This is a genomic window from Neolewinella agarilytica (genome assembly GCF_900110645.1).
In the GTDB taxonomy this organism is placed as follows: Bacteria; Bacteroidota; Bacteroidia; order Chitinophagales; family Saprospiraceae; genus Neolewinella; species Neolewinella agarilytica.
In genome coordinates this window covers 1-21887 of record NZ_FOFB01000002.1, presented here as the reverse complement: position 1 = coordinate 21887, position 21887 = coordinate 1, and the positions used below count along the sequence as shown (strand labels likewise).

The 21887-nt window shown below is 48.7% G+C and carries 14 protein-coding genes and 2 tRNA genes; 2 read left to right on the top strand and 14 right to left on the bottom strand.

All coding sequences use genetic code 11. The annotated features are described in order from the left end of the window. Positions 1-236: 236 nt before the first annotated feature. Positions 237-1232, top strand: coding sequence for a DUF4412 domain-containing protein (locus BM123_RS02360; protein WP_090165218.1), 996 nt, complete (start codon positions 237-239; stop codon positions 1230-1232). 192 nt (positions 1233-1424) lie between these two features. Here the strand turns inward: BM123_RS02360 and BM123_RS02355 are convergent. From BM123_RS02355 to BM123_RS02300, 12 genes are all read right to left on the bottom strand, one after another. Beyond that, positions 1425-1497 (bottom strand) — tRNA-Ile (locus tag BM123_RS02355). Between the two features lie 83 nt (positions 1498-1580). Beyond that, the gene (locus BM123_RS02350) at positions 1581-2309 is read right to left on the bottom strand and encodes a ferredoxin--NADP reductase (RefSeq protein WP_090165217.1); all 729 of its coding nucleotides are present in this window, start codon (positions 2307-2309) and stop codon (positions 1581-1583) included. 158 nt (positions 2310-2467) lie between these two features. Beyond that, complete coding sequence (locus tag BM123_RS02345) at positions 2468-3403, bottom strand: GYDIA family GHMP kinase (protein ID WP_090165216.1); 936 nt, start codon at positions 3401-3403, stop codon at positions 2468-2470. Then, the gene (locus BM123_RS02340) at positions 3396-6002 is read right to left on the bottom strand and encodes a CHAT domain-containing protein (protein WP_090165215.1); all 2607 of its coding nucleotides are present in this window, start codon (positions 6000-6002) and stop codon (positions 3396-3398) included. The genes BM123_RS02345 and BM123_RS02340 overlap by 8 nt, the downstream gene beginning before the upstream one ends. Positions 6003-6139: 137 nt before the next feature. Then, positions 6140-8200: a 30S ribosomal protein S1 gene (gene rpsA / locus BM123_RS02335; protein WP_090165426.1), complete on the bottom strand. Its 2061-nt coding sequence runs from the start codon at positions 8198-8200 to the stop codon at positions 6140-6142. Positions 8201-8390: 190 nt separating this feature from the next. Then, a tRNA-Cys gene (locus tag BM123_RS02330) sits at positions 8391-8461 on the bottom strand. Positions 8462-8571: 110 nt separating this feature from the next. Beyond that, positions 8572-10332, bottom strand: a complete 1761-nt coding sequence (locus BM123_RS02325; RefSeq protein WP_139211724.1) for a T9SS type B sorting domain-containing protein — start codon at positions 10330-10332, stop codon at positions 8572-8574. Positions 10333-10466: 134 nt separating this feature from the next. Continuing rightward, positions 10467-13004, bottom strand: coding sequence for an AsmA-like C-terminal region-containing protein (locus BM123_RS02320; RefSeq protein WP_090165213.1), 2538 nt, complete (start codon positions 13002-13004; stop codon positions 10467-10469). A gap of 138 nt (positions 13005-13142) precedes the next feature. Then, the gene (locus BM123_RS02315; protein ID WP_090165212.1) at positions 13143-14300 is read right to left on the bottom strand and encodes an App1 family protein; all 1158 of its coding nucleotides are present in this window, start codon (positions 14298-14300) and stop codon (positions 13143-13145) included. A gap of 44 nt (positions 14301-14344) precedes the next feature. Next, complete coding sequence (locus BM123_RS02310; RefSeq protein ID WP_217642084.1) at positions 14345-14917, bottom strand: 3-keto-disaccharide hydrolase; 573 nt, start codon at positions 14915-14917, stop codon at positions 14345-14347. A gap of 97 nt (positions 14918-15014) precedes the next feature. Then, positions 15015-16406, bottom strand: a complete 1392-nt coding sequence (locus tag BM123_RS02305; RefSeq protein WP_090165210.1) for a Gfo/Idh/MocA family protein — start codon at positions 16404-16406, stop codon at positions 15015-15017. Positions 16407-16449: 43 nt separating this feature from the next. After that, positions 16450-17937, bottom strand: coding sequence for a C1 family peptidase (locus tag BM123_RS02300; protein WP_139211723.1), 1488 nt, complete (start codon positions 17935-17937; stop codon positions 16450-16452). A 312-nt stretch (positions 17938-18249) separates the two neighbouring features. Here BM123_RS02300 and BM123_RS02295 point away from each other — a divergent pair, with 312 nt between their 5' ends. After that, entirely contained in the window at positions 18250-19851 is a 1602-nt protein-coding gene (locus BM123_RS02295; protein ID WP_090165208.1) for a caspase family protein, read from the top strand. Between the two features lie 30 nt (positions 19852-19881). Here BM123_RS02295 and BM123_RS02290 read toward each other — a convergent pair whose 3' ends face one another. Together BM123_RS02290 and BM123_RS02285 are read right to left on the bottom strand one after the other, a co-directional pair. Continuing rightward, entirely contained in the window at positions 19882-21444 is a 1563-nt protein-coding gene (locus BM123_RS02290; RefSeq protein ID WP_090165207.1) for a YifB family Mg chelatase-like AAA ATPase, read from the bottom strand. A gap of 170 nt (positions 21445-21614) precedes the next feature. Beyond that, on the bottom strand, positions 21615-21887 hold a 273-nt coding region (locus BM123_RS02285; RefSeq protein ID WP_139211722.1), incomplete at its 5' end, for a T9SS type A sorting domain-containing protein.

Sequence of the window (21887 nt, the reverse complement as noted above, 5' to 3'; positions counted from 1 at the left end):
TACGGAGTTCCATAGAAAAAGGCGATTAATGGTTTAAGGGCTTCACTACCCTTCCCTGGCTGAAACGCAAAGGTGATTCTGGTGGTTCGGCCACCGCAGAGCCATGAGAAACGAATATTGTTTTATCAAAAAAATATCCCTTTAAAGTGTAACGGATGCTCCAACGGGTGAATAAAGGATTGTAACCAACGCCCGCTAGCTTAGTGGGGCTCTCACTACACCAAAGCAAATTCATCATGAAATTCCGTTCCTTTTCTACCCTGCTCATTCTTTTCTTTTGTGCCAGTATGATGGCGCAAACCACCGCAGAACGTGCCGGCGAGCGCGCAAAGAATCGCGCCGAAAACCGTGCCAACCAGCGCGTTGACCAAAAGGTGGACCGTGCCGTAGACGATGCCTTCAACGCCGTTGGTAACCTCTTCAAAAAAAAGAAGAAAAAAACCGGAGCAGGAGCAGAATCAGCAGAGCCGGCACCTACCAGCAACCGCACCGAAGGTTCGACCAATTCTTCCAGCCGCCGCAATGAAGACGGTGGCGGTGCCGAAGCACTCGGTGGCCTCTTTGGTGGCGGTGAAGCCTGGGAACCCTACACTAACCCCGTTTCCTTCAGCATGCGGATGGAGATTCTGGAGACCAGAAAGAATGGTAAAGAACAGAAACACAGTATTGACATGGCTATAACCTCCAACCGTTTAGGTATGCGGATGGAAGACGACAGCAATCGGGAAGCCAACCGCATGATTCTGAACACGGAAGATGGTAAAACGACCATCATCACCACCGATAAAAACGGAGAGATGAGTGGCATGCGAATGCGGGTGCCCGGCATAAGAAAAGCCGTCGCCGACGCTGCTGAAGATATCCACGAACGTTTCACCTTCGAACAAACTGGTGAGCGTATGACCATCGATGGATACAACTGCGAAAAAGTCATTACTACGGACACCAAGGACGGCACCATAACCGAAGCCTGGGTAACTCAAGACCTCAACGTTGACAGTCAGGAACTTTTCAGCAGCATGATGGGACTCTTTGGGTCCAGCCGCCAGCGAAACAACGGAGCCGCCAATTCCTTCTCTGGCGCTTACCCTGGCTTCCCGATCAAGGCAAGTACCACCAAGGGAAATACAACTTACGAAACCCACTACAAAAACATTCGTGTCGGAGACAGCCAGGTAGACAGAACCATCCTCTCTACCGAAGGAATCCCGATTCAGGAAATAGGGTTCTAAGCCCCGTCAGCTTATCTTAAAAAAGCAAAATCCCGTACGGCCTTCCAGCTGTACGGGATTTGCTTTTTTGGGGACGACGCGCCTTAAAGGCCGAAGGCCGTCCATCCGTAAAAACAAGCAAAGCACGTTTTTACGTCTACAAGAGCCAAAGGCTCGTCTACCGAGGGAAACCGCGTAAGCGCGCTTCCCGAGTGGGCCCACCAGGATTTGAACCTGGGACCGACGGATTATGAGTCCGGCGCTCTAACCGCTGAGCTATAGGCCCTGATTAGTTTGCGGGGTGCGGGGTTGCAGGTTGCAAACTAATTAGAGTGCAAAGGTAATGAGTTGAAGCAAAAGTTGCGGACTTTAGCCATAGAGTTCTGCGATGATTTGTTTTTCGGGGTAACCGAGCTTCAGCAGACGGTCTTTCGCCTCGTCCACCATCACCGCCCAGCCACACAGATAGAAGCGAACGTCTTCCCTGACCTCGGCGTAGTCTTCTTCATAAACGGGGTGGACATAGCCCTGACGAAAATCGATGTCTTCCTGCCAATCAGCCTCTTCCCGGCTGAGACAGACGGTGTAGTGGAAGTTCTGGTGTTCGCGGAACATCGTAGCGAATTCCTCGGCGTAGAGAACATCCTCCCGCGTACGACAACCAAAAATCAAGTGAAAATTAACCGATTCGGCGCTTAGTCTTTCCTGAAGCATAGCGCGGAAGGGCGCCACGCCCGTTCCGGTGCAGATCATCACGATATCATTCTTCAGGGGGCCTTCAGGCAGGGTAAACACGCCTGCGGGCTCCTTTGTCATCAATTCCGTGCCTACGGTGGCATCGTAGAACAAAAAGCCCGTCCCCTTGCCCTCCGGAAGACGGACGATGCAGAGTTCCGCCTGGTTCGTCCCGTCAGCAGCAGCGGCAATCGAGTAGCTGCGCCAGCCGTCGCGGCGGGTTTCGCCGATGGGGAGATCGAGCGTCAGGAACTGGCCAGCTTTAAAATCCAGGCGTTCCCGATCGGGTAGTTCTACCCAGAAGGAGCGGACGGTTGGGCTACGTTGCTCAATGCGGCGGATGATGGCGGGTTTCCATTTCATACAGGTTACAGGTTGCAGGTTACAGGTTGCAGGTTGCAGAAGTTGCAGGTTACAAGTTGCAGAAGATACAAGTTGCAGGTTGTAGAAGTTGCAGGTTGTAGGAGTTGCAGTCTGGCTCGCAACCTGCAACTTGCAACCTGCAACCTGCACCTTGCCCCCTACAACACCATCTCTTCATAATCAATAACCGTCTCATAGCCCCGCTCGTTGAAGTATGCCTTAACTTTTTCGGGGCTTTCTTCGCTCAGGGCCCAAATGAAGTCGCCTCCCCAGGCACCGAGGCTTTTGAGTTGGCCGGGGAAGTCAGGGAAAAGCTCGTCCTGCACGGACTTCATATCCAAGGTTTCGGCGACCAGGGTTTCGTGCTGGCGGAGCAGTTGGGCGGCGGCGCGCAGGTCCAGGGTGGGGTCCAGAAGAGCCGTGGTGATCTCCCCGATGGCTTTCTTATCCCGCTCGCTGACCGCTGCGGCCCGGTAGGCGCGGATGCCCTCCCGGCTGTTCTGTTTTTGGTTGCGGTAGACGAAGTGGGTCTGCTTAACCCATTCCGGATGCCAGTCAAGGGCCGTCACCTTCGGCGTACTACCGTTGCGTTCGTAGAGGATAGGCCCTTCGGCGATGGCGCAGGCCAGATCATAGCCGCTGCCGCCGAAAGTGCGCTCCAGCAACTCGTAGGGATTGACCTCCAGCCAATGCGCTACCGCCGCGATGAGTGTCGAGCTGGAACCGAGCCCCCATTGGCGGTCGAATTCCAAATAGGTAGATACCCCCTTCGTGAAGGTGGCCCGTTGCAGTACCCCCGGATTCAGCTGGTCCGCCGCACCCAAAATTTCCCACAGGCGAGCGGTAAATGAGTCGTCGGTCGCTGAAGGTCCTCCTCCCCGTTCGGGAGACATCAATTCAGTTTCAAACCATAGCTGATCTTGATGATCATAAGCTTGCCAAACCAAACACATTCCTCCTCGACGGTGGTGAAACTCAAATCGCTGGCCCATTTTTGTTGGCACCGCCAGCGCGGGCACCCCATCCAACACGAAGTACTCACCGGTGAGCAAAAGTTTACCGTTAGCTCGCCATTCCCTTAAGTTCTCAAGCATGCTTCATTTTTCTGACCATCAATACGCCAGCAAGTAGCCCCAGGCCAGCCAACAACCAAATCCATGCGCCCTTAAACGGGTTTGAGCTTTTGTCCCATCCGGGGGCTTTCATTCCACCGTAAGCCTCAAAGGCTGCCCATTTATCGGGTCTTGTCTCCGGGTGTTTTTGCAGGTAAGCTGCCCGGGCATCTCGCAGGGCATCGTCCGTTCTCTTCCCGGCGGAGAGCGCCTCGTAAAAGTTGTCCATCAACTCTGCGGTAGCATGGTCATCCACCGCCCAGCTGGAGGCAACAACGGCGCGAGCTCCCGCTGCCAGATAGGCCTTCGTCAGACCGACGGTACCCTCCGTCGCATGGAGAAGCCCTCCCCCTGTTTCACAGGCGCTGAGGACTACCAAATCAGCGTTCAGCGTCTCATCACCAATCTCCGAAGCATACAAAGGCTCCGGGCTACCGTTTTCGTCCAGTAACAGCACATGGCTCTTCAGGCCATCCTCTCTGCTGGAAATAGCGTGGGTGGCTAGATGAATCAAGCCGTAGTCTTTAGCATACTTCTTGTAATTAGCTACCGTGGCCCCTTCCCCCGTCATAAAGCGACCACCACTGAGGTCCGACAATTTTTCAACTTCCTCCTGGTTATACTTCAGCGGCGGAATAACAAAGCCTGCCTGCCGCAACTCTCCCGCCAGTAACCACTCACTACGGAAAGACGGCGCCATCGCCAGCGGCTGTTCATACTTCGGGCTCAATTCTACTTCCTCCAGCATTTGTTTACTACGAATCGAAAACTGCCGGCTGATGGCATGCTCCACGCCAAAATAGCGCGCCTTCTCTCCTGCCTGCTCCATCCGTAAAGCGGAAAAGGGAATTTCCGTTAATACCCCTCCCGCAATAATACTCACTCGCTTAGGCAGTAACTCCTCTATGTCTCCAAATAATAATTCGAACAGCCGTCGGCTGTTCTTATCAAGGCCTTCGCCCTGATTAGGGATTTGCACTTCAGCTGAAAGGCTCGTTGCTAATGTCATCGCTTCTGTCCGCACCCCATTTAGTATATCAACAGCAATGGTATCTCCCGTTAGTAATAGGCGGTAAAGCACATTTCCATTTTGGTAAAAAGATAAGATAGACGAAGAGTCTTGTGCGGCCTGAAATTGAGTGGACTGAAGGGAAATTTCTTTACCAGACGTCAAACTAATTGAGTTAAATGACCTATCACTTAGGGATTCGTCATTAGCATTACTATGAATTCTTATCCTCTCATATATTTCTTCTAAGCTATGACCGTTTTTAAAAGATAAATCTAGCCTATTACTTTTCTTAAGATCGTTTACTGCTTCTTCGAATGCCTCGTCCTCTCTCATTCTATCTCTTGCCGAAAGCCAATAATGAATTCCAAGCCCATAAAACTCATCAACTACGGAGACGCTACTGTTTAAATACTCGACATCTCCTGTTTGCTGATATAGATAAGTACCAACAACTAGAATATCTATGAATTCTACTCCTAGCAAATCAATCTTTCGTGAAGCTAGCCTTTTAAGGCTATCATTTTTCTTTTTCAAAACAACATTTAGTGCTCCAGAATACAGGGCCAGTGACTCCTCAACAGGCTTAATCCCTTTTCCAAGTCGAGTTTGATATAAATTACAATGAGCATATCTAAGTATTGACCGAATGTCTCCTTTATCAGACTCCTCTGCAAGCTTTATCAAGTCTTCCACACTTTCTACGGGACCATAGCTACAACCTACTGCCTTTTTTGAATATTCCAGAGCATTAGAATAAGAACCTTTAGCAAGGGCATCCTTTAGCCTAAACATATATTCATCTACTAAAAATCTATCATCATTTTGCGATTCAAAACATCTTTCTAATTTTTTATTTATCTCTGGATAGTCGCCGTCGGATTCCCCTGAAAAAACATAATTAAACATAAGTAAAATAGCCTGTATATTTTCTGGCGAAGCCTCTCCATCCTCAAGCCCCTTGAAAGATTTTAAAAAATCGTATTGTTCGGATAAATGCATTGCATTCGACATTCGAATGATTAATCCTATCTTAGTATTGTCATCTTCTATTTCACCATTCAACACAACTTCCTTTACCTTCTCACTTAGTTCTTTTACCTTTTTCAGATTAGACAAGTTAGATGCTAATCCAATCTCTGAAAGTAGATTTATACTGTAATTCGAATTTGAATTTTCAATTAAAAACTTATAGTATAAGGCAGCCTGATCACCCTTTCCAGTTTTTTCTAAAAAACTAGCATAAGTGTAAATTAAATTCAAGCTAATATCATCAATTTCATTATTGCTAATTAGCGGAATCAATTTTTTGAAATAAATTTCAACAGAGTCATACTGTGCAGTTTGAATTGCAGACACCATTTTTGCTCCATTTAGATATCTTAAATCACAATTTTCTCTTCTATCACTAGCATCTATATAACAAGGTGGTAAAACGATGGTCTTAACAACAGGGTAAAAATCAAATATACAACAGTCTTTTGAGTCCAAGTCTAAACAAATAAGCCATGTAAAAACAAGCAAAAACAGCGCCCGCAAGTACCTTACCGTGATCTTTACCTTAAACCCCATATCAATAATATTTCAATTAGTTGATTGCTAAACGACAATTCTTCTAGCTTAAAGCTACGATTTAGCTTACAAAGGATCATAAAAAAAGCCACCCATTCTTGAGAATGGGTGGCCTTTTATATTCGATTGAGAAGTGATTACTCTTCTTCTCCTTCCGTATTGCTTAGCTGCTCACGGAGCTGCTCGAAGGCGGACAAGTCACCAAGCGTAGAGCGCTCGATGCTGGCGGAAGTTTTCTTAAGTACCTTCCGGGTATTGTCTTGTTCTTCTTTGCGTTCCTTGTACACCTGGTCTTTGGCCTCCTTGCGGATGTCATTGACGTAGCGGCTGTGGCTTACGGTGAGTCGCTTGCTGTCGCGGTCGAACTCAATCACCTTAACGGTGAGGGTTTCGTCCACATCAGCGATGGTTCCATCCTCTTTGCGCATCAGCTTAATCGGAGCGTAAGCTTCGAGTCCGTAAGGCATTTGAACAATGGCTCCGCGGTCATCCTTGCGGAGAACAGTGGCCTCGTGGTAGCTACCTTCTGGGAATACAGATTCAAAAGTATCCCATGGGTTCTCTTCCAGTTGCTTATGACCAAGAGACATTTTACGGTTCTCTTCGTCCACTTCCAGTACCATTACCTGAATCTCGTCACCAACTTTAGTGAATTCAGATGGGTGGCCGAAACGCTTTGTCCAGGAAAGATCACTGATGTGAATCATCCCGCCGATGCCTTCACCGAGCTCTACAAATACACCGTAAGGAGTCAGGTTCTTGACTTTTCCAGTGTGAACAGAATCAACACCGTACTTCTCACCAATTACATCCCAAGGATCGTTCTGCAGTTGCTTGATGGAGAGAGACATCTTCCGGTCTTCGCGGTCAATCGTGACCACCTTAGCCTTCTTAGTTTCTCCAACGGTGAAGTACTCGCGGGCGTTGATGGGCTGGTTAGACCAGCTTACTTCGCTAACGTGCACGAGGCCTTCAACACCTGGCTGAATTTCGAGGAATGCACCGTAGTCTTCAATGTTGACCACTTTACCTTCGATCTCGCTACCTTCCGTGATGGTCTCGTCAAGTACTTCCCATGGGTGTGCCATGAGTTGCTTAAGACCAAGGCTGATACGCTTCTTGTTCTCGTCGAAGTCCAGTACGGCCACATTGACCTTCTGGTTGAGTTCGAGCACATCGCTTGGGTGGTTGATCCGGCCCCAGCTGATGTCCGTGATGTAGAGCAGACCGTCTACGCCACCAAGGTCGAGGAATGCACCGAAGTCCGTGATGTTCTTCACGATACCTTCCAGTACCTGTCCACGCTCCAGAGAAGCAATGATTGCTTCACGCTGCTCGGCCAGATCGCTCTCGATGAGGGCTTTGTGGGAAACAACGGCGTTTTTGATGGTCTCGTTGATCTTAACGACCTTGAATTCCATCGTTTTACCAACGTATGCATCGTAGTCAACGATTGGCTTGATGTCAATCTGTGATCCAGGGAGGAATGTTTCCAGGCCACCACAATCGGCGATAAGGCCACCCTTCGTCTTGCTGATAACCTTACCGTTAATAACGGTACCGTTAGCATAAGAGTCACGGATACGGTCCCATGCACGAAGGAGCTTTGCCTTACGGCGGCTCAGTACGAGCTGTCCTTTTTCGTCTTCCTGCTGCTCTACGTATACCTCTACGGTATCACCAACGGCCAATTCGGCCTGGTCGCGGAATTCAGACAAAGGAAGGAGGCCGTCACTTTTGTAGTTCAGGTCAAGGATAACGTCTCCATCAACGATATGAGATACTTTAGCAGACATGATCTCTGCTTCAGCAATATTCGTCATAGAGTCTTCGTACTGCTTTTCCATAGCAGCACGCTCGTCAGCGGAGTAACGACTGGCCGCAGAGCGGTTCGTCATGTCCCAGTTGAAGTCATCGTGAGCGGAGCCAGTGGCACCACTTTGATCTTCTTCTTCAATTTCTACGCCTTCTTCCTTTACGTCTTCAGTAAGGGCAACTTCTACTTTCGTGGCTTCCTTACGGATAACCTTTGCGGTAGATTGTGCTTCTTCGGCAACGCCAAGGATAACGTCGTTGGCAGTAGATTCGGCTTCAGTTGCCTCAGTAGTAGTTTCGGGGGTCTCCGGCGCCGCATCGGTCGCGGGAGTTTCGTCAACCTGGCCTTCTACGGCCGGGTCTTTATCATCATCCATCATCATAGGGATGTGAAATTTTAAAAGGTAAAAAACAAAGCCACTTCGGGGGTGACCGTTCCCCACTTTACCCGGACACACCGGCTAAAGCCGCGCAAAGGTACGACCTTTTTTTAAATCAGGGAAGGAATATTTTCGAGAGATCAAAAAACCAAAAAGGCCCGGCATCGCAATTGCGAGCCGGGCCAGTTGGTAGAGGTTGGTAGCGGATTCGAACCGCTGTAGCAGGTTTTGCAGACCTGAGCCTAGCCACTCGGCCAACCAACCATCAGGGATGCAAAAGTAGGTAGGTGGATACCGTTGCACCAAACTTTAGCCTACTTTTTTATGAGGAGTAAGATAACGTGCTAACAGCCAAACAAGTTGCAACGGAAATTTCACCTCAGCAAATTAACCACTCCGGCCCGTTGTCGCTTAAAACCGTCCGAACTAACGTATTCCAACTGATAGAGATAAGCGCCCGAAGGAAGCCTTTGCCCCCTCGCTTCGCCGGTCCAGCCGGCCGACGGATCTCCCGTCTCAAATAAAACGCCTCCCCAACGATCGAAAACCCGTAGCGTGTAGCCCTCCGCCTGCGGCAGGTTAGAAAAAAGGGGGCGGAAGACCCGGTTCCCGTCCTGATGGGCAACGGGACTAAATACATTGGGAACGAAAACCTCCGTAAGGGGTAATACGCAACTGACATTGGAACGAAAGGGGAAAGACTGACCGGAAGTCAGCGGTTCGGGTTGAAACCTGGCGATTACCCGGTAGCAGGCGACGCCATCAACACCATTTATATCATCGCTAAAGGTGGTAGCGGTCAGATCCATGGCCACCGAGTTATATATTGCACCTGCGGCCGCGCCCTCATTAGCTACAATAGCCCGTTCTATATCGTAGGTAATCTGCCCCGGAAGATTATTTTCAAAAGCCGTCCAGTTTAATAAGTTCTGGCCCGGAACGAGAGAAGTGGTTTCCAGAAAGACGGGCATCACCCGGTTAGTCGTCACCTCCCTGCCGCATTCATCCGCTATGCGAAGGCCAACTGTTTCCCCCTGCTCAAAAGGGGCCGCAAGCCTAATCGTACCGCCCGTACCAAAAACCGGATCACTGACCGGAAAAATCATGGTCTGCCCACCAGGTGAGGTCACCAATAGCTGGCTCGTTACCGTGGCGGGCTGCACCCGGTCATCGGCATAGGTAAGTTGTAGTTCTCCGGCATCCGTAAGCTCCATACCGTATAGGGCAAAGTCACGGATGGGCTGACTGAAATCCACCAACTGGCAATACTCCGTACTTCGGGCCCGGCCGAAATCATTGGCCAATACCGCTTCCACGTAGAAGCACAGATTCTCCCCGTCGTTGGCGCCCTGATAACGTATTTCAGTAGCATTCGGCGGAAAGATTCCCGCCAGCGCAAACGGATTTCCATTCACGGACACGAACAACTCAAGGCTGGTAGAGGGCAGGTAATTGCTGAGAACTGCAGACGTTGGCAACAGAACAACGTCCTCCTCACAGTCCGTTCCTCCGCCCCCCGTTAAGGAAAGCGGTGTTACGATAGTGCCCTGAGCACTGTCATTCCCGCAGGGGTCAATGGCCACCAGACGGAAACTCCGGCTACCCGGCCCGGCGGCTCCCGCCGCCGGTGTAAACCGATAGTCCGTTACACCAAAAACCGTATCCAACGGAACAAAAGTTGTTGCCGTCACCTCAAAAACGATGTAACCAATTACTTCTGGCGACACGGACGGCATCCAGTCCAGTATAATATCCCCGTCTTCTACGCTTACATACTGTATAATCGGCGTTGCAGGAATGGCGCTGTCCAGCGTCTGGCTGGTGCCAACGGTTTCCCCAGGGCAGTCATAGCGATAACGCAGGAAGTAATACCGCAATTCTCCGCTCGGATTATCATCGCGGTATTCCGTAGCAGCGGGATCAAATATCTCCGCCTGCAGTATAAATGGTCCGGCAGGATCAGTTGACATATAAATCTCCGTGGCCTCATAGGCGCCGCAGGTGTTACTGACATTGTTCCAGCTGAGCACCTCAGCACTCCCGTCAGAACGGGTACACAGGAACTCAGGAGGATCGATCTGACCACTCAGGCCAGATGCGGCCAGCAACGATAGGAAAAGACAAAATAAACGCACGGGAAAAATTCAGTTCATGGGGAATACCCCTTGCAAACGCAAAGGTTGGGTCGACGTTGTCCCGGGTCCGCTTTTTTTGACCCTGAACGGACAAGCTTAAAGCATCAGCGGTTGGTTTTGTTTCCCGGCGGGCACTATTCTTCTGCAATATCCTCGTTCTCCGCCGGAGCTTCGAGCAATTCGATGGGTTCAGAAAAATAGCGTTCCAATTCTTTACGGATACGTTCTTTCCGAAACTCGCTACGGCGGAAGTCATTCTTCACTGCCCGCTTATCATTCTCTACGGTGAAGGTTTCCAGCGGGCCTTCTACCGTATAGTAGAGATTGAAAAAACCATTACGGCGGGAGGGCAACATATCCAGGTTCCGGTCGTGCCGTTTGATTTTATTAGCGATGGCCTGCCCGGCATTTACTTTGATGAAATAATCCAGGTAATTATTGAACGTGTGGCTTCCACTGAGTTCCAGATTCAGTGCACTGGACTGAACGAACATGGTCGGGATATAAATGGTCTGCTCCGTTATTTCGAAGAAATTTTGCAGCCGGGTAAACCGAACGCGATCAAGATCCCCTGCTTTAAGGGCAAAGGCAAAGTTTTCCAGCATGCCAAAGTTATTCAGTTCGCCGTCTTTAATATCCAGGTCCGCCAATACACGGAGTTTCTCGTAGTCAAAAGCTCCCACCTCATCAAAGTAAGCCTGGATGAAAATCCGGGCATCCATCGTGCCTTCCAGGTTGTCATCTACAAGTACTTCCTGGCTGAAATTTTCTGACTGCCGAAAGAATTCATTGACGTCAATGGCCTTAGCCCTGACCCGCCCTTCTACGCGCTGAAGTTCGGCGAAGTAGACCGTTCCGTCAACTTTCAGTTCTCCTTCCATAGACTGCGTAATGCCCGTTACATCCAGTTTTCGGGGCTCGAAGAAAAGCTGACCTTTGAAGTCTTCTCCTTCAATCTCCCCATAGTTCCAGTTATCCACCTGAGCATCAAAACGACCTCGAAGCAGATCAGTGATCTGGGTTCGCCTGGCCATCGTTTTTGCTCGCAGGCTATCCGTTTTCCCCGCCGCCTCGGCCAACTCCTCTTCTTCTTCGGTCGGTCCGGCAAGGGACAACAACTCATCCAGGTCAATTGACTCTCCGGTGAGGCGGGCCTCAAAGTCAAGTTCTGCGTCATTGGTGTTTAGCGAATCCGCGAAGAGCACCGGAATCAGGTTGGTGGCTTTGCCCGTAAAACTGATCTCGGTCCCCGGGCCGCTGAAGGCGAAATCGGTCAATACCATTTCATTGTCATTGAGCTCCAACGTCCCGGAGGGAAAGTTAAGCTCCCGGTCGTTCACCGTGATCTCGCCATCGTCAAAGGTCAGTCGGCCGGATGCCGATACATTGCCCATGCGGCGAGGACGGAGCATATCCTCGTAACGCCCCTTCAGGCGTAGGTTATCCACTTCTACGTAGCCTTCGCCATCGGTGATAGCATCATAGCCCATCAGAGCGGGTAATGTTCCGAGCGCAAAGGCTCCGTTGGCCGAAAAATCAATTTGAGGATCATTGAGATCGTCGACTTTGAGCGCCAGCTCGAAGGGCTGGTTACGGAACATTCCGGTTAATTCTTCGATGGCGAAGGTTTGCATGCCTCCCCTTGCGCCATCCAGATAGGTAAATACGGCCTTGAGGTTCAGGTCCCGGACACCAACGTTCATTCTGGGGCTACCGACCCGGCCATTGGTAAAAGTGAGACGGCCGTCGAACCGTGGGTAGGCGCGTTGGGTCCAGGCTCCGCTAATGTCGGAGGTCAGAGTAAGTTCTCCCCGGGTTTCGAGTTCGTTGAGGCCGCCAGCGTAGGCTGGCGGTATGAGGGCCAGAACATCTTCAAGGCTGCCGGACTGACTCTCCACGCGGAGGTCCGTCACCAGACCGTCCTGAGTAGATTGTAAATCTCCCACGACCTTAAGTTCCAGCTCTCCCGCAGTCATCAATAAGGGAGCGAAGGTGTATCCGTTATTGACGTTATCAATTTTCGTCTCCGCACTCAACTGCACTTCCTGCTCGTGCAGGAACCGTTCTCCACTCTGATCAACGTAGAAAATATCGAGACTTCCCTCGGTAGACATCAGATAGTTATCGTTACCGAAGTCACCGCTAAAAGACAGACGATTGATGGTCCCTGCCAAATCCACTTCAAGTTGTGCGTTTCGGTACACTACTTCAACCCCCTTCAGGCGAGCATCGGCAACAGCAAACTCCATCGCCTCGGCGTCTGGGTTGTCGGGCACTTCTTCTCCTACGGGTGTATAGCCCGTAAGTTGATAGTTACTATTGCCATCAACATCTACCATTAGCTGCAACAGACCGTCTTCCACCACAATTTCCTCTACTCGCACTTTGCCAAACAGACTGCCCAGGTCAAGCAGGCAACTAACTTTTTCAGCGATGAGCAAATCGCTTCCGTCGCTCCCCTCCACCTGAACGTCCAGAAGGTTCACGGAAAGGTTGGGAAAGGTAGACAGGAAGCCGACATCATATTCTCCGATACTTATTTCTGTTTGCAGGTTTTTATTAACCGATCTGACGACGGCCTTAGCCACGGAACCTCCGAAAAAGGACACCATGATTAAAGGGATCAACACCAGAATCAGGAGGATGACACCGACGATTTTTAGAGCGCGCATGGGTGGTTGGCTTAGTGAAAGGTATTGACTGAATTCGTTTCCTGCGATCTTGTTCGAAACAAGGTACTTGTTTTCAGAGAGCGGAGCCTGTAATTCTGACGGGATTCGGTGGCGCCGGAGCGCAGGTGCAAGGGGAAGTTACCCGGCCGACTGTACCCATCCCTGTTCACGGGCATGGCTCAGTGCTTCGTTATAACTACCCACCAGCTTCACCTCAATTCCACTAACGCTTTCAATCAGCTTTTCGATACGTTCTGCCCGCCGGGCATGTTGCACGTCCCGAATGTAAATGGCAAGAATCCGCTCCGGATTGTTTTTTGCCGCTTCCAGGTAGATATCCGTATCGTGTTCACCGGAGTCTCCGACGAGGATGAAGGGCAGGCTGGGGTAAGTATCCAGGATACGTTTTACCATATCCGCCTTATGCGTTTTGTAGCTACTTACAATATCCTCACTCGGCAGGCCGAAGTCTCGCAGCAATACCGGGCCTCGCGGCAAGTGGTTTAAGTGAAGGAAATCCAGCAATAAATCATATAAATTCCAGGGGCTGTTGGACACATAGAAAAAGGGGTTAAACCCTTCTCCGTCCGGCCCCAGCTTGAGTGCCTGGTAAAAGTCCGCGACGCCCTCGAAAGCGCGCCGGTTACCGGCGTTCTTCAAAATGGTATGCAGCATCATTTTGAGCTTTAGCTTGCTGGTGACATCGGTCTTCAGGATCGTATCGTCAATATCACTGATTACCCCGAATTCGGCTTTAGTGGGTACAACTACGTCCGAATGAAACTGCAGATCAACCTCTTCGAGTCCGGGTACACTCTGTACGGTGATTTTCGCCTCCTGCCACAGCTCATGATTAGAGTGGACGTGATTATCATCCCCGCAATGATGCTCCACGTGAAAGTACCCTTCGCTGTCCGTAACTCTTTCAAAGGTATGGTCTCCCCAGGTGATGCTGACTTTCGCTCTTTTGATTTCCCGGGAGTTGAATCGTTTGAAGTTATTGCTGATGTTGTCCAGCAGGTTATCGCGTTCTTCCCGGCTGATGCCCCGATCCCGTAGCACCCGCCCAGTAAGCCAGAGGTAGTCTTCCCGCCCAAAGCCGATGTAATTAGCGACAGAGACGGGCTTGTCTCTGCCCCACCCCAGGCGGTCAACGATTTCGTCCCATTCACGATGAGCAATTTTCCCGAGTGAGGATAGTGTGTCTTTTATGGCCATGATGGTGTAACGGTCGTTGAAGTGCTGGTGTTTGTTGGTTACAGCTAACTTTCCCTGCTCTTCGTCCAACCACAGCATCCTGCGGTTCCCGCTAAGCCCTTCAAAGTGTCTGCACTCATTAGCTATTCTGAAAGCTGGGTTAACTCGATGTTTCGCCAGCGGACCTTGATACCTCCTCCGTCATGGATTTGCAAGGCAATAGCACCTTTACCCTCTCCTATTTTATCATCGTCCAGGCTGATCATTTCCTGTCCGTTAAGCCAGGTCGTCACCCGGTTTCCGACTACCCGGATCTTCATCTTATTCCACTCCCCCATTTTCAGGGCTTTGTCTTTTTCGGGATCTGGCTTAATGAGCCAGCCCCGCCCGTAAGATTCGTAGATACCTCCGGTATTACTTCCGGGAGGAGCAACCTCTGCCTGCCAGCCCGTAATTTTAGTACCATCCAGCGTAGACCGGAAAAACACGCCGCTGTTTCCGTTAGCTTCCTGCCTGAATTCCAGGCTTAGCTCAAAGTCATCGTAAAATTTTTCCGTCGACAGATAACCGTACTCGGCACTCGGTCCGCTCTCACAAATAATTTCTCCGTTATCAACGTACCATTTTTCCTTACCGTGGTTTACCCAACCGTCCAGGTTTTCACCGTTGAACAAGCTTACTTTCTGGCTACTGCAGGAAGAAAAACCTGCTAACATTAGCAGAAAGACAATAATGACAGTAAACAATGACTGCACTAAAGAATTGATTTTCATAAAGCTGGTTTTTGCGATTAACGGAAGGTATTCCAGGCCATCAGGTGATAATACTTAAGGGTGCTGTCGACGACCAATTGCCCCGCGTAAAGTCCGGAAAATCCTGTGGCATTCCATCTTCAGCGACGGATTTTTCGCTCAGGGGAGCTACGGCACTCCAGAAACAACCCTCGTAAACGTTTTGATCCAACGGTAAGCCCTGCCGCAGGCACTCGACAATCCGGTAGCGCATAATGCCATCCATTCCTCCATGACCACTGTTTTTAGTAGAGGAATTAAGGCGCTTATAAAGTGGATGATCGTACTTTTCGTAGAGCGTTTCCAGTTGTTCTCCCTGGGCCCAGCGATGATGGCTATCCGTGGCTCCCTCAACGCCTCCTTCCAGCGCCACCCGGGTCGGGAATCCGGCCAGTGTCCCCTTGGTTCCCTGGATCAGATTGTGTCGGGAATAGGGGCGCGGACTTGTTTCGTCCCATTGTACCATGACGGTTCGTCCCATATTCGTTTTAATGATGGACGTGTTCAGGTCTCCACCACCATAACTGAGTTGGTTCCATTTATGATTCGCCGGGTAGTTCTCGGCGGCATACAACTCCCGCCCCCGGGCGGGGGTAGAATAAGAGACCAGCCGACGGAAGTTATCATCCTGCCGGCACAGATTCATGTATTGGGCCACGGGCCCCAGCCCGTGGGTAGGGTAAAGATTACCGTTTCGATCAGCGTAGTGGTGTGTTCTCCAGGAACCCGTAGCCCGTTCCTGCTCTTCCATCTGAAATCTCAGTTCATGGATATAAGCAGCTTCGGCGTGCAGCAGCTCCCCAATGACTCCCTGCCGGCACATATTCAGGTACATCAGTTCGTCTCTGCCGTAGTTGACATTCTCCATCATCATGCAATGCTTCCGGGTTCGTTCAGAAGTATTGACGATATCCCACATTTCCTCTATAGTGACAGCAATGGGGACTTCCACAAAAGCGTGAGCGCCCATTTCCATCGTTTTGATGGCCATCGGAGCATGGTTCTTCCAGTTGGTGGAAATAAAGACGGCGTCTGGTTTGACCTCCTCCAGCATTCGCATCCAGTGGTTCTCATCTCCATGGTAAAGTGCAATATCCTGATGGCGCCCCTCGTAGGCCATCGCAGCAGTCTTGCTCCTTTCAGCGTAGTCTTCGTAGAGATCACATATGGCGACGACCTCCGTTCCGGGCAGGGAGGCGATCTCCTTACAATGCCCGCTTCCTCTGGCACCTACACCAATAAATGCCACCCGTACCGTTGACAGGGGTGGGGCGGCGAAGCCGCCCATATACTGCCCGCCGGAGGCGGGCACTTCCTTAACCGTTGCACAGCTACTCAGTACCCCACCAGAAATAAGGGCGGCGCCGGACAGGGAAGTTTTGCGCAGGAAGTTTCGGCGATTGAGGTTTTTCATTAGCTTTTAAAATTTTATTCGAGCTATTGTTAAGACAATGGTCTTATTCGCCATGTTCTGACTGCAGTATAAGCGCAAATGCTTTTTTTTCATCCGTTATTTTTGCTTTGAAGGCAATTTCGTCTTTGCTAAACTGGACATTTTCAGAATCAATGAGCAACCTTCTGATATTGGCATCTAGTCTCTCCGATATTGGTCTTGAAGTATCTTCGTTGAGGTTACTAATAATCTCGTTAATCTTAAGCTCCTCTGCTGAATACAATACAATCAGATTATTGGTCCCGGTACGGTTATCTGTAAGGAATTCATTCTCTCCAGGCAATGCCACTTTATAATCGTTATAATTGAGAGCAGCACTATACCCTGGCCTTGGGAATAACATATCTACTTTCGGATTTTCTGATCCCGTGCCCAAAAGATATACATAAGCTGGTTGTTCGCTTTCAATGAAAATTTGCATTCTAATTCCAAGTGGCAACTTCTCTGCTACCTTATATGTACACTCCCCATTATTGGAGCCTACTGTCCAATTTCGAGTTCTATCCGAGAGGGTGACCGGAAAATCATCTTTCCCTCCAAATTCTTTTAACCGAAGTTTACCGACCAACTCCTGCTTTCCTAGTTTCCAATTCCTCTCCTTCGCAGGGCTTAAAAAAACTTCAAAGGCTTGGTAAGTAAAGTTGGCAAAGTCTTCATAGGCAACCCAGCCATATCCCTCATCTCCCCATTCAGCCCCCCAACTATTTTGTACTTCAAAGCTTCCTCCAAACCGATCGTCATCAAAGCCAATAACTGTCATGGCGTGGCAGTTTACTCTTTTATCGTAGTCTGTGGGAAACTTCGTTTCAGGCTCCCACTTTCCATCCTTGCCTACACTTCCACCAGTATCTTCCCCCTCAAAAGATTTTGGCACGACCATAGAAATTACAACTGGGTGTCCAGCAGTAATAGCTAATTTTGTTCGGGAAATTTTGATATAAGGATCTTCCTCACCAGGGCTCCAGAGCGTAAGTGGAGGCGGTATTTTATTGTCTTCAGCTTGGTTTAGCAAACCAATCGGAAGAGGAAATTGCGGGCATTCCATTGCTACCTTTTGGCTAGCGACGTCTCTGTTTCGCACAGCTCCACGTATGGTTAGGCTCCTCACTACTCCAGTAGTAAATGCTCCAGAACATTTAGCCCCTTTCCCCCCTCCTTGCAGAAAGGTAAAACCTGGAGAGTAGGCATTTTTAGTAATAGTCTTTCGATCCGTTAAATTTTCGCCTTTGGCATATAAGATAGTTCGTGCGCAGTAGGCCGTTGCCCAGCCGGTACAGTTACCATAACTCCCCTGGCTTCCGGGTAGTGGAGCATATTTCCGAAGACTCACCTTAGGAGGATGTACAGTATATGACCTGGTGACTAAGGGGGTTCTCAATAGTAAATCTGAATATTCTTTATCTTCTTCTGACAAAACACCACGAGTGTACTGTCCGGAAAGCGCTGAAACAATTACTGCCAGGCCAATTGTCCATAAAAGTCTGAAGATCATACCATTTTCTTTTGACACAATATACAATCATCAACTACAACTCGTACTTTAGACAATAGTAGGTGGGAAAATCCTGAAAACAAAAATTCATTTGATGCCCCAGTAATTTACCATGATCTAACCTGCCTAAAGAATACGCTAAACAGCGTAAAAAAGCAAATAGGCACAGATGCATGCGTACTTCCTTGGAATAAAAACACAAACTTTATATATTACATAGCACCTAGTGCATTTAAATCAAAGTATTCGCTGGTTTACCCTGTACTAGTCAACCCTACCCATAATTGCTCTTTAACTACACATGCCCTTATCATGAAAGCTCTCAAATCATTTTTCCTTCTCAATCTTTTGCTTTTCACGACAACTGCTTTAGATGCTCAAATTAACACTGAAGAAGCAAATTACCGTAATTGGGTTAAATCGGAAAACTCAAAAGGAATTGCGCTAGTTATAGGGAACAGCAACTATTTACACAATGGCAAGCTACTCGAACCGGCCAATGACGCTCAGCTAATTGCAAATTCGATTAGCACAAAAAACTATGACGTTGAAATAGGACTAAACTTGACAAAAGACTCATTAGAAAAACTAATTATTGATTTTTCCGAGAAGCTAAAGAGGTACGATCAAGTCATCGTATTTTATGCTGGTCATGGCTTTCAAATTGACGGAGAAAATTATTTAATACCTACCGATGCTAATCCTCAAAAAAAAGAAGAGGTAAAACTTGAGTGTGTAAACATCAACTCCTTTCTCCAGGCTATCAACGATCCAGACAAACCAAAACTCATCATTTTAGATGCTTGTAGAAATAATCCCTTTAAAAAAGATTGGACAGACTCTCAAAGGAGTCTATTAACAGAAGGGATGAATAATGTTAGCGCCATTAGAAACTCGTTACTGATTTTTTCAACAACAAAAAATACTACTGTTCTCGATAATAATCCATTCACAGAAAGCCTATCGGCTGAAATTGAGCAAGGAGGATGTATAAGTAAAATTATGAGCAATGTAGCGAGTTTGGTCAGAAAACTTAGACCAAACCAAGTGATTTGGCAAGAAGGCATTCTTGAAAAAGAGTTATGCTTTGACCAATCAGGTTACAGGTACAACCCTAACAATACTCAAAGCAATGAAAGGAATAACTTACCTGATGAAGATAAAGATGGCATCCCCGATGCTTTAGACAATTGCATAATGGAAGCGGGAGTTCCCGAAAACTCTGGCTGTCCACCAGAAAGTTCTTTTGACTGGTGGCGTAGAATCGAAAATGAAAACACAAGCCCTACGGATCTTCATAAAGAAGCAATTGTACTATCCAAAGCATCCTCACCTGATGCCAAAGGAAAACTAAGCTTCATGTACCGTCGAGCAGTTGGGGTTAGTCGTAATTATGAGATTGCTTTACAACTCGCCCAAGATGCCGCTAAGGAGGGAGATGCTTTTGCCCAAAACAACTTGGCTATGCTATACATGTCAGGTAAAGGAGTCCCTGTAAACGTCAAAAATGCCTTTTATTGGGGTAAAAAGTCAGCTGATAATGGAGATGTATTTGGTCAATTCTTAACAGGTTATTGTTATGAAGGCGGCAGAGGTGTGGACCAAAGCGACAGCCTAGCTATTATCTACTACACTCTTTCTGCTAATCAAGGATATACAAGTCCTCAAATAAACCTTGCCTTGATCTTTGCTGATGAAAATAGAGGCAACGACATGAAAAAAGCCTTCTACTGGTATTCCATGGCGGCAGAGAATGGCCACCCAAAAGCCCAAAACAATTTAGGATCGATGTACTTGAGAGGAGACGGAGTTGAACAAAGCGATATTAAAGCAATAGAATACTATCGAAGGGCAGCTCAACAAGGACATAAGACGGCCCAAGACAATTTGCTAAAATTAGGAGAAAAATGGTAGTAAAAAGGCATGCTAGCTTTAAAATAGCTTTCATCGTTGCTCCCCCCAGCTTTCCCGGTCGAGGTTTCTAAAATTAATGGCTTCTGCTAAATGGGATGGTTTAATGTTATCGCTGGCTTCCAGGTCAGCAATCGTTCGGGACACTTTCAATATTCGATCATAAGCACGAGCACTTAGTTGAAGTCTTTCCATTGCTGTTTTCAGCAATTCGTTACCAGCTGCATCAATTTGACACCACTCGCGTACCATTCGACTGGGCATTTGAGCATTACAATAAATGCCATTTTGATCAGCATACCGCTCTGCCTGAATTTTACGGGCGGCCAGAACTCTGGCAGCAATCATCTCACTGGTCTCCGTTTCCGGTTTTTTACCCGCTAGTTTTTCAAGCGGTACAGGCGTAACTTCTACCTGCAAATCTATCCGGTCAAGCAAAGGACCGCTTATTTTACTCAGGTAGCGCTTAACTCCACCCGGCGGACAAGTACAATCTCGGTCCGGGTGGTTAAAGTACCCACATGGGCAGGGGTTCATGCTGGCGATCAGCATAAAACTGGCGGGAAAATCTACCGTCACCTTTGCACGGCTGATCAGAATACGGCGTTCCTCCATCGGCTGTCGCATTACTTCCAGTGCACTTCTCTTAAACTCTGGTAGTTCATCCAGAAAGAGAACTCCGTTATGACTAAGACTGATTTCTCCGGGGGATGGATAACTGCCTCCTCCCACCAATGCGACATCGCTGATGGTATGATGGGGTGCTCTGAACGGGCGAGTCGTTATTAGTGCCGCAGACTCCGGAAGAATTCCCGCTACCGAGTGAATTTTAGTCGTCTCCAATGCTTCTCTGAGGTCCAGCGGCGGTAGTATGGTCGGCAGGCGGCGCGCGAGCATCGTCTTCCCTGCTCCCGGAGGTCCGATTAGGATAACGTTATGCCCACCAGCTGCAGTTATGGTCATGGCTCGCTTGATGTTTTCCTGTCCCCGAACATCACTAAAGTCAACATCAAAGCTGGTCCTGTCTTTAAAGAACTCTTCTCGCGTATTCACTACGGTAGGTTGCAAGTCAAGGTCTCCGGTGACCAAATCAATAGCTTCCCGCAGGCTTCTGCATCCGTATACGGGAAGATCACTTACGATGGCTGCCTCCCGCGCATTTTCTACTGGTAAAATAAAACCTTTATAGCCCTTTGCCCGTGCCTGAATAGCAATCGGCAAGGCTCCTTTAATTGGGCGAAGTTCTCCACTAAGCGATAGCTCTCCCATGATCATATACTCATGCAGGTCAGGAACAGTAATCTGTTGGGTAGCATTTAAATAGGCAAGTGCGATTGGTAAATCGTAAGCAGCTCCTTCCTTTTTCACGTCAGCGGGAGCAAGATTGATTACAATCTTCATTCTCTTATTGTAAAAGCCACTATTAATAACGGCAGCTTCTACCCGGTAGGAACCTTCCCGGATAGCACTATCCGGAAGCCCTACAACATTATACCAGGGTTTATTCTCGCCAACGAATCCTCCGGCATTCACCTCTACGGTGATCATTCTCGCGTCAACACCTTCAACGGCGCTGGCAAAAGTTCTAACTAACATGGTGCGCAATATTTGCGGCACGCTCAATTGACACTCAAATGTATAAATTAAAAAAATAAAAACAAATTTTACTTGAAAGAATCCGTTTAAAAAAGAAACCCCGCTACTCAATAAGAGTAGCGGGGTTTCTACTTCCATCCTTCCGGATGGGACTGAGACGTCAGTCGTTCTTAGCGAACAACTACCATCTTCTTCGTAGCGGAGAAGTCTCCTGCAGTCAGCGTGTACGTCAGTACGCCAGTAGCGGCGCTCAGCTCGTTCACGTTCAGATCAACTACGTTACGGCCAGCAGCACCTTCCAGTTCGCGTACCATGACCGTGCGGCCCTGGATATCCTGAACGTTAAGCGTTACCTGACCGGCAGTAGCCAGCGTGTAAGCGATTTGAGTAGTCTCTACTACTGGGTTTGGCGTGTTCTGTGCAAGGCTGTTGCCAAGCTCAGT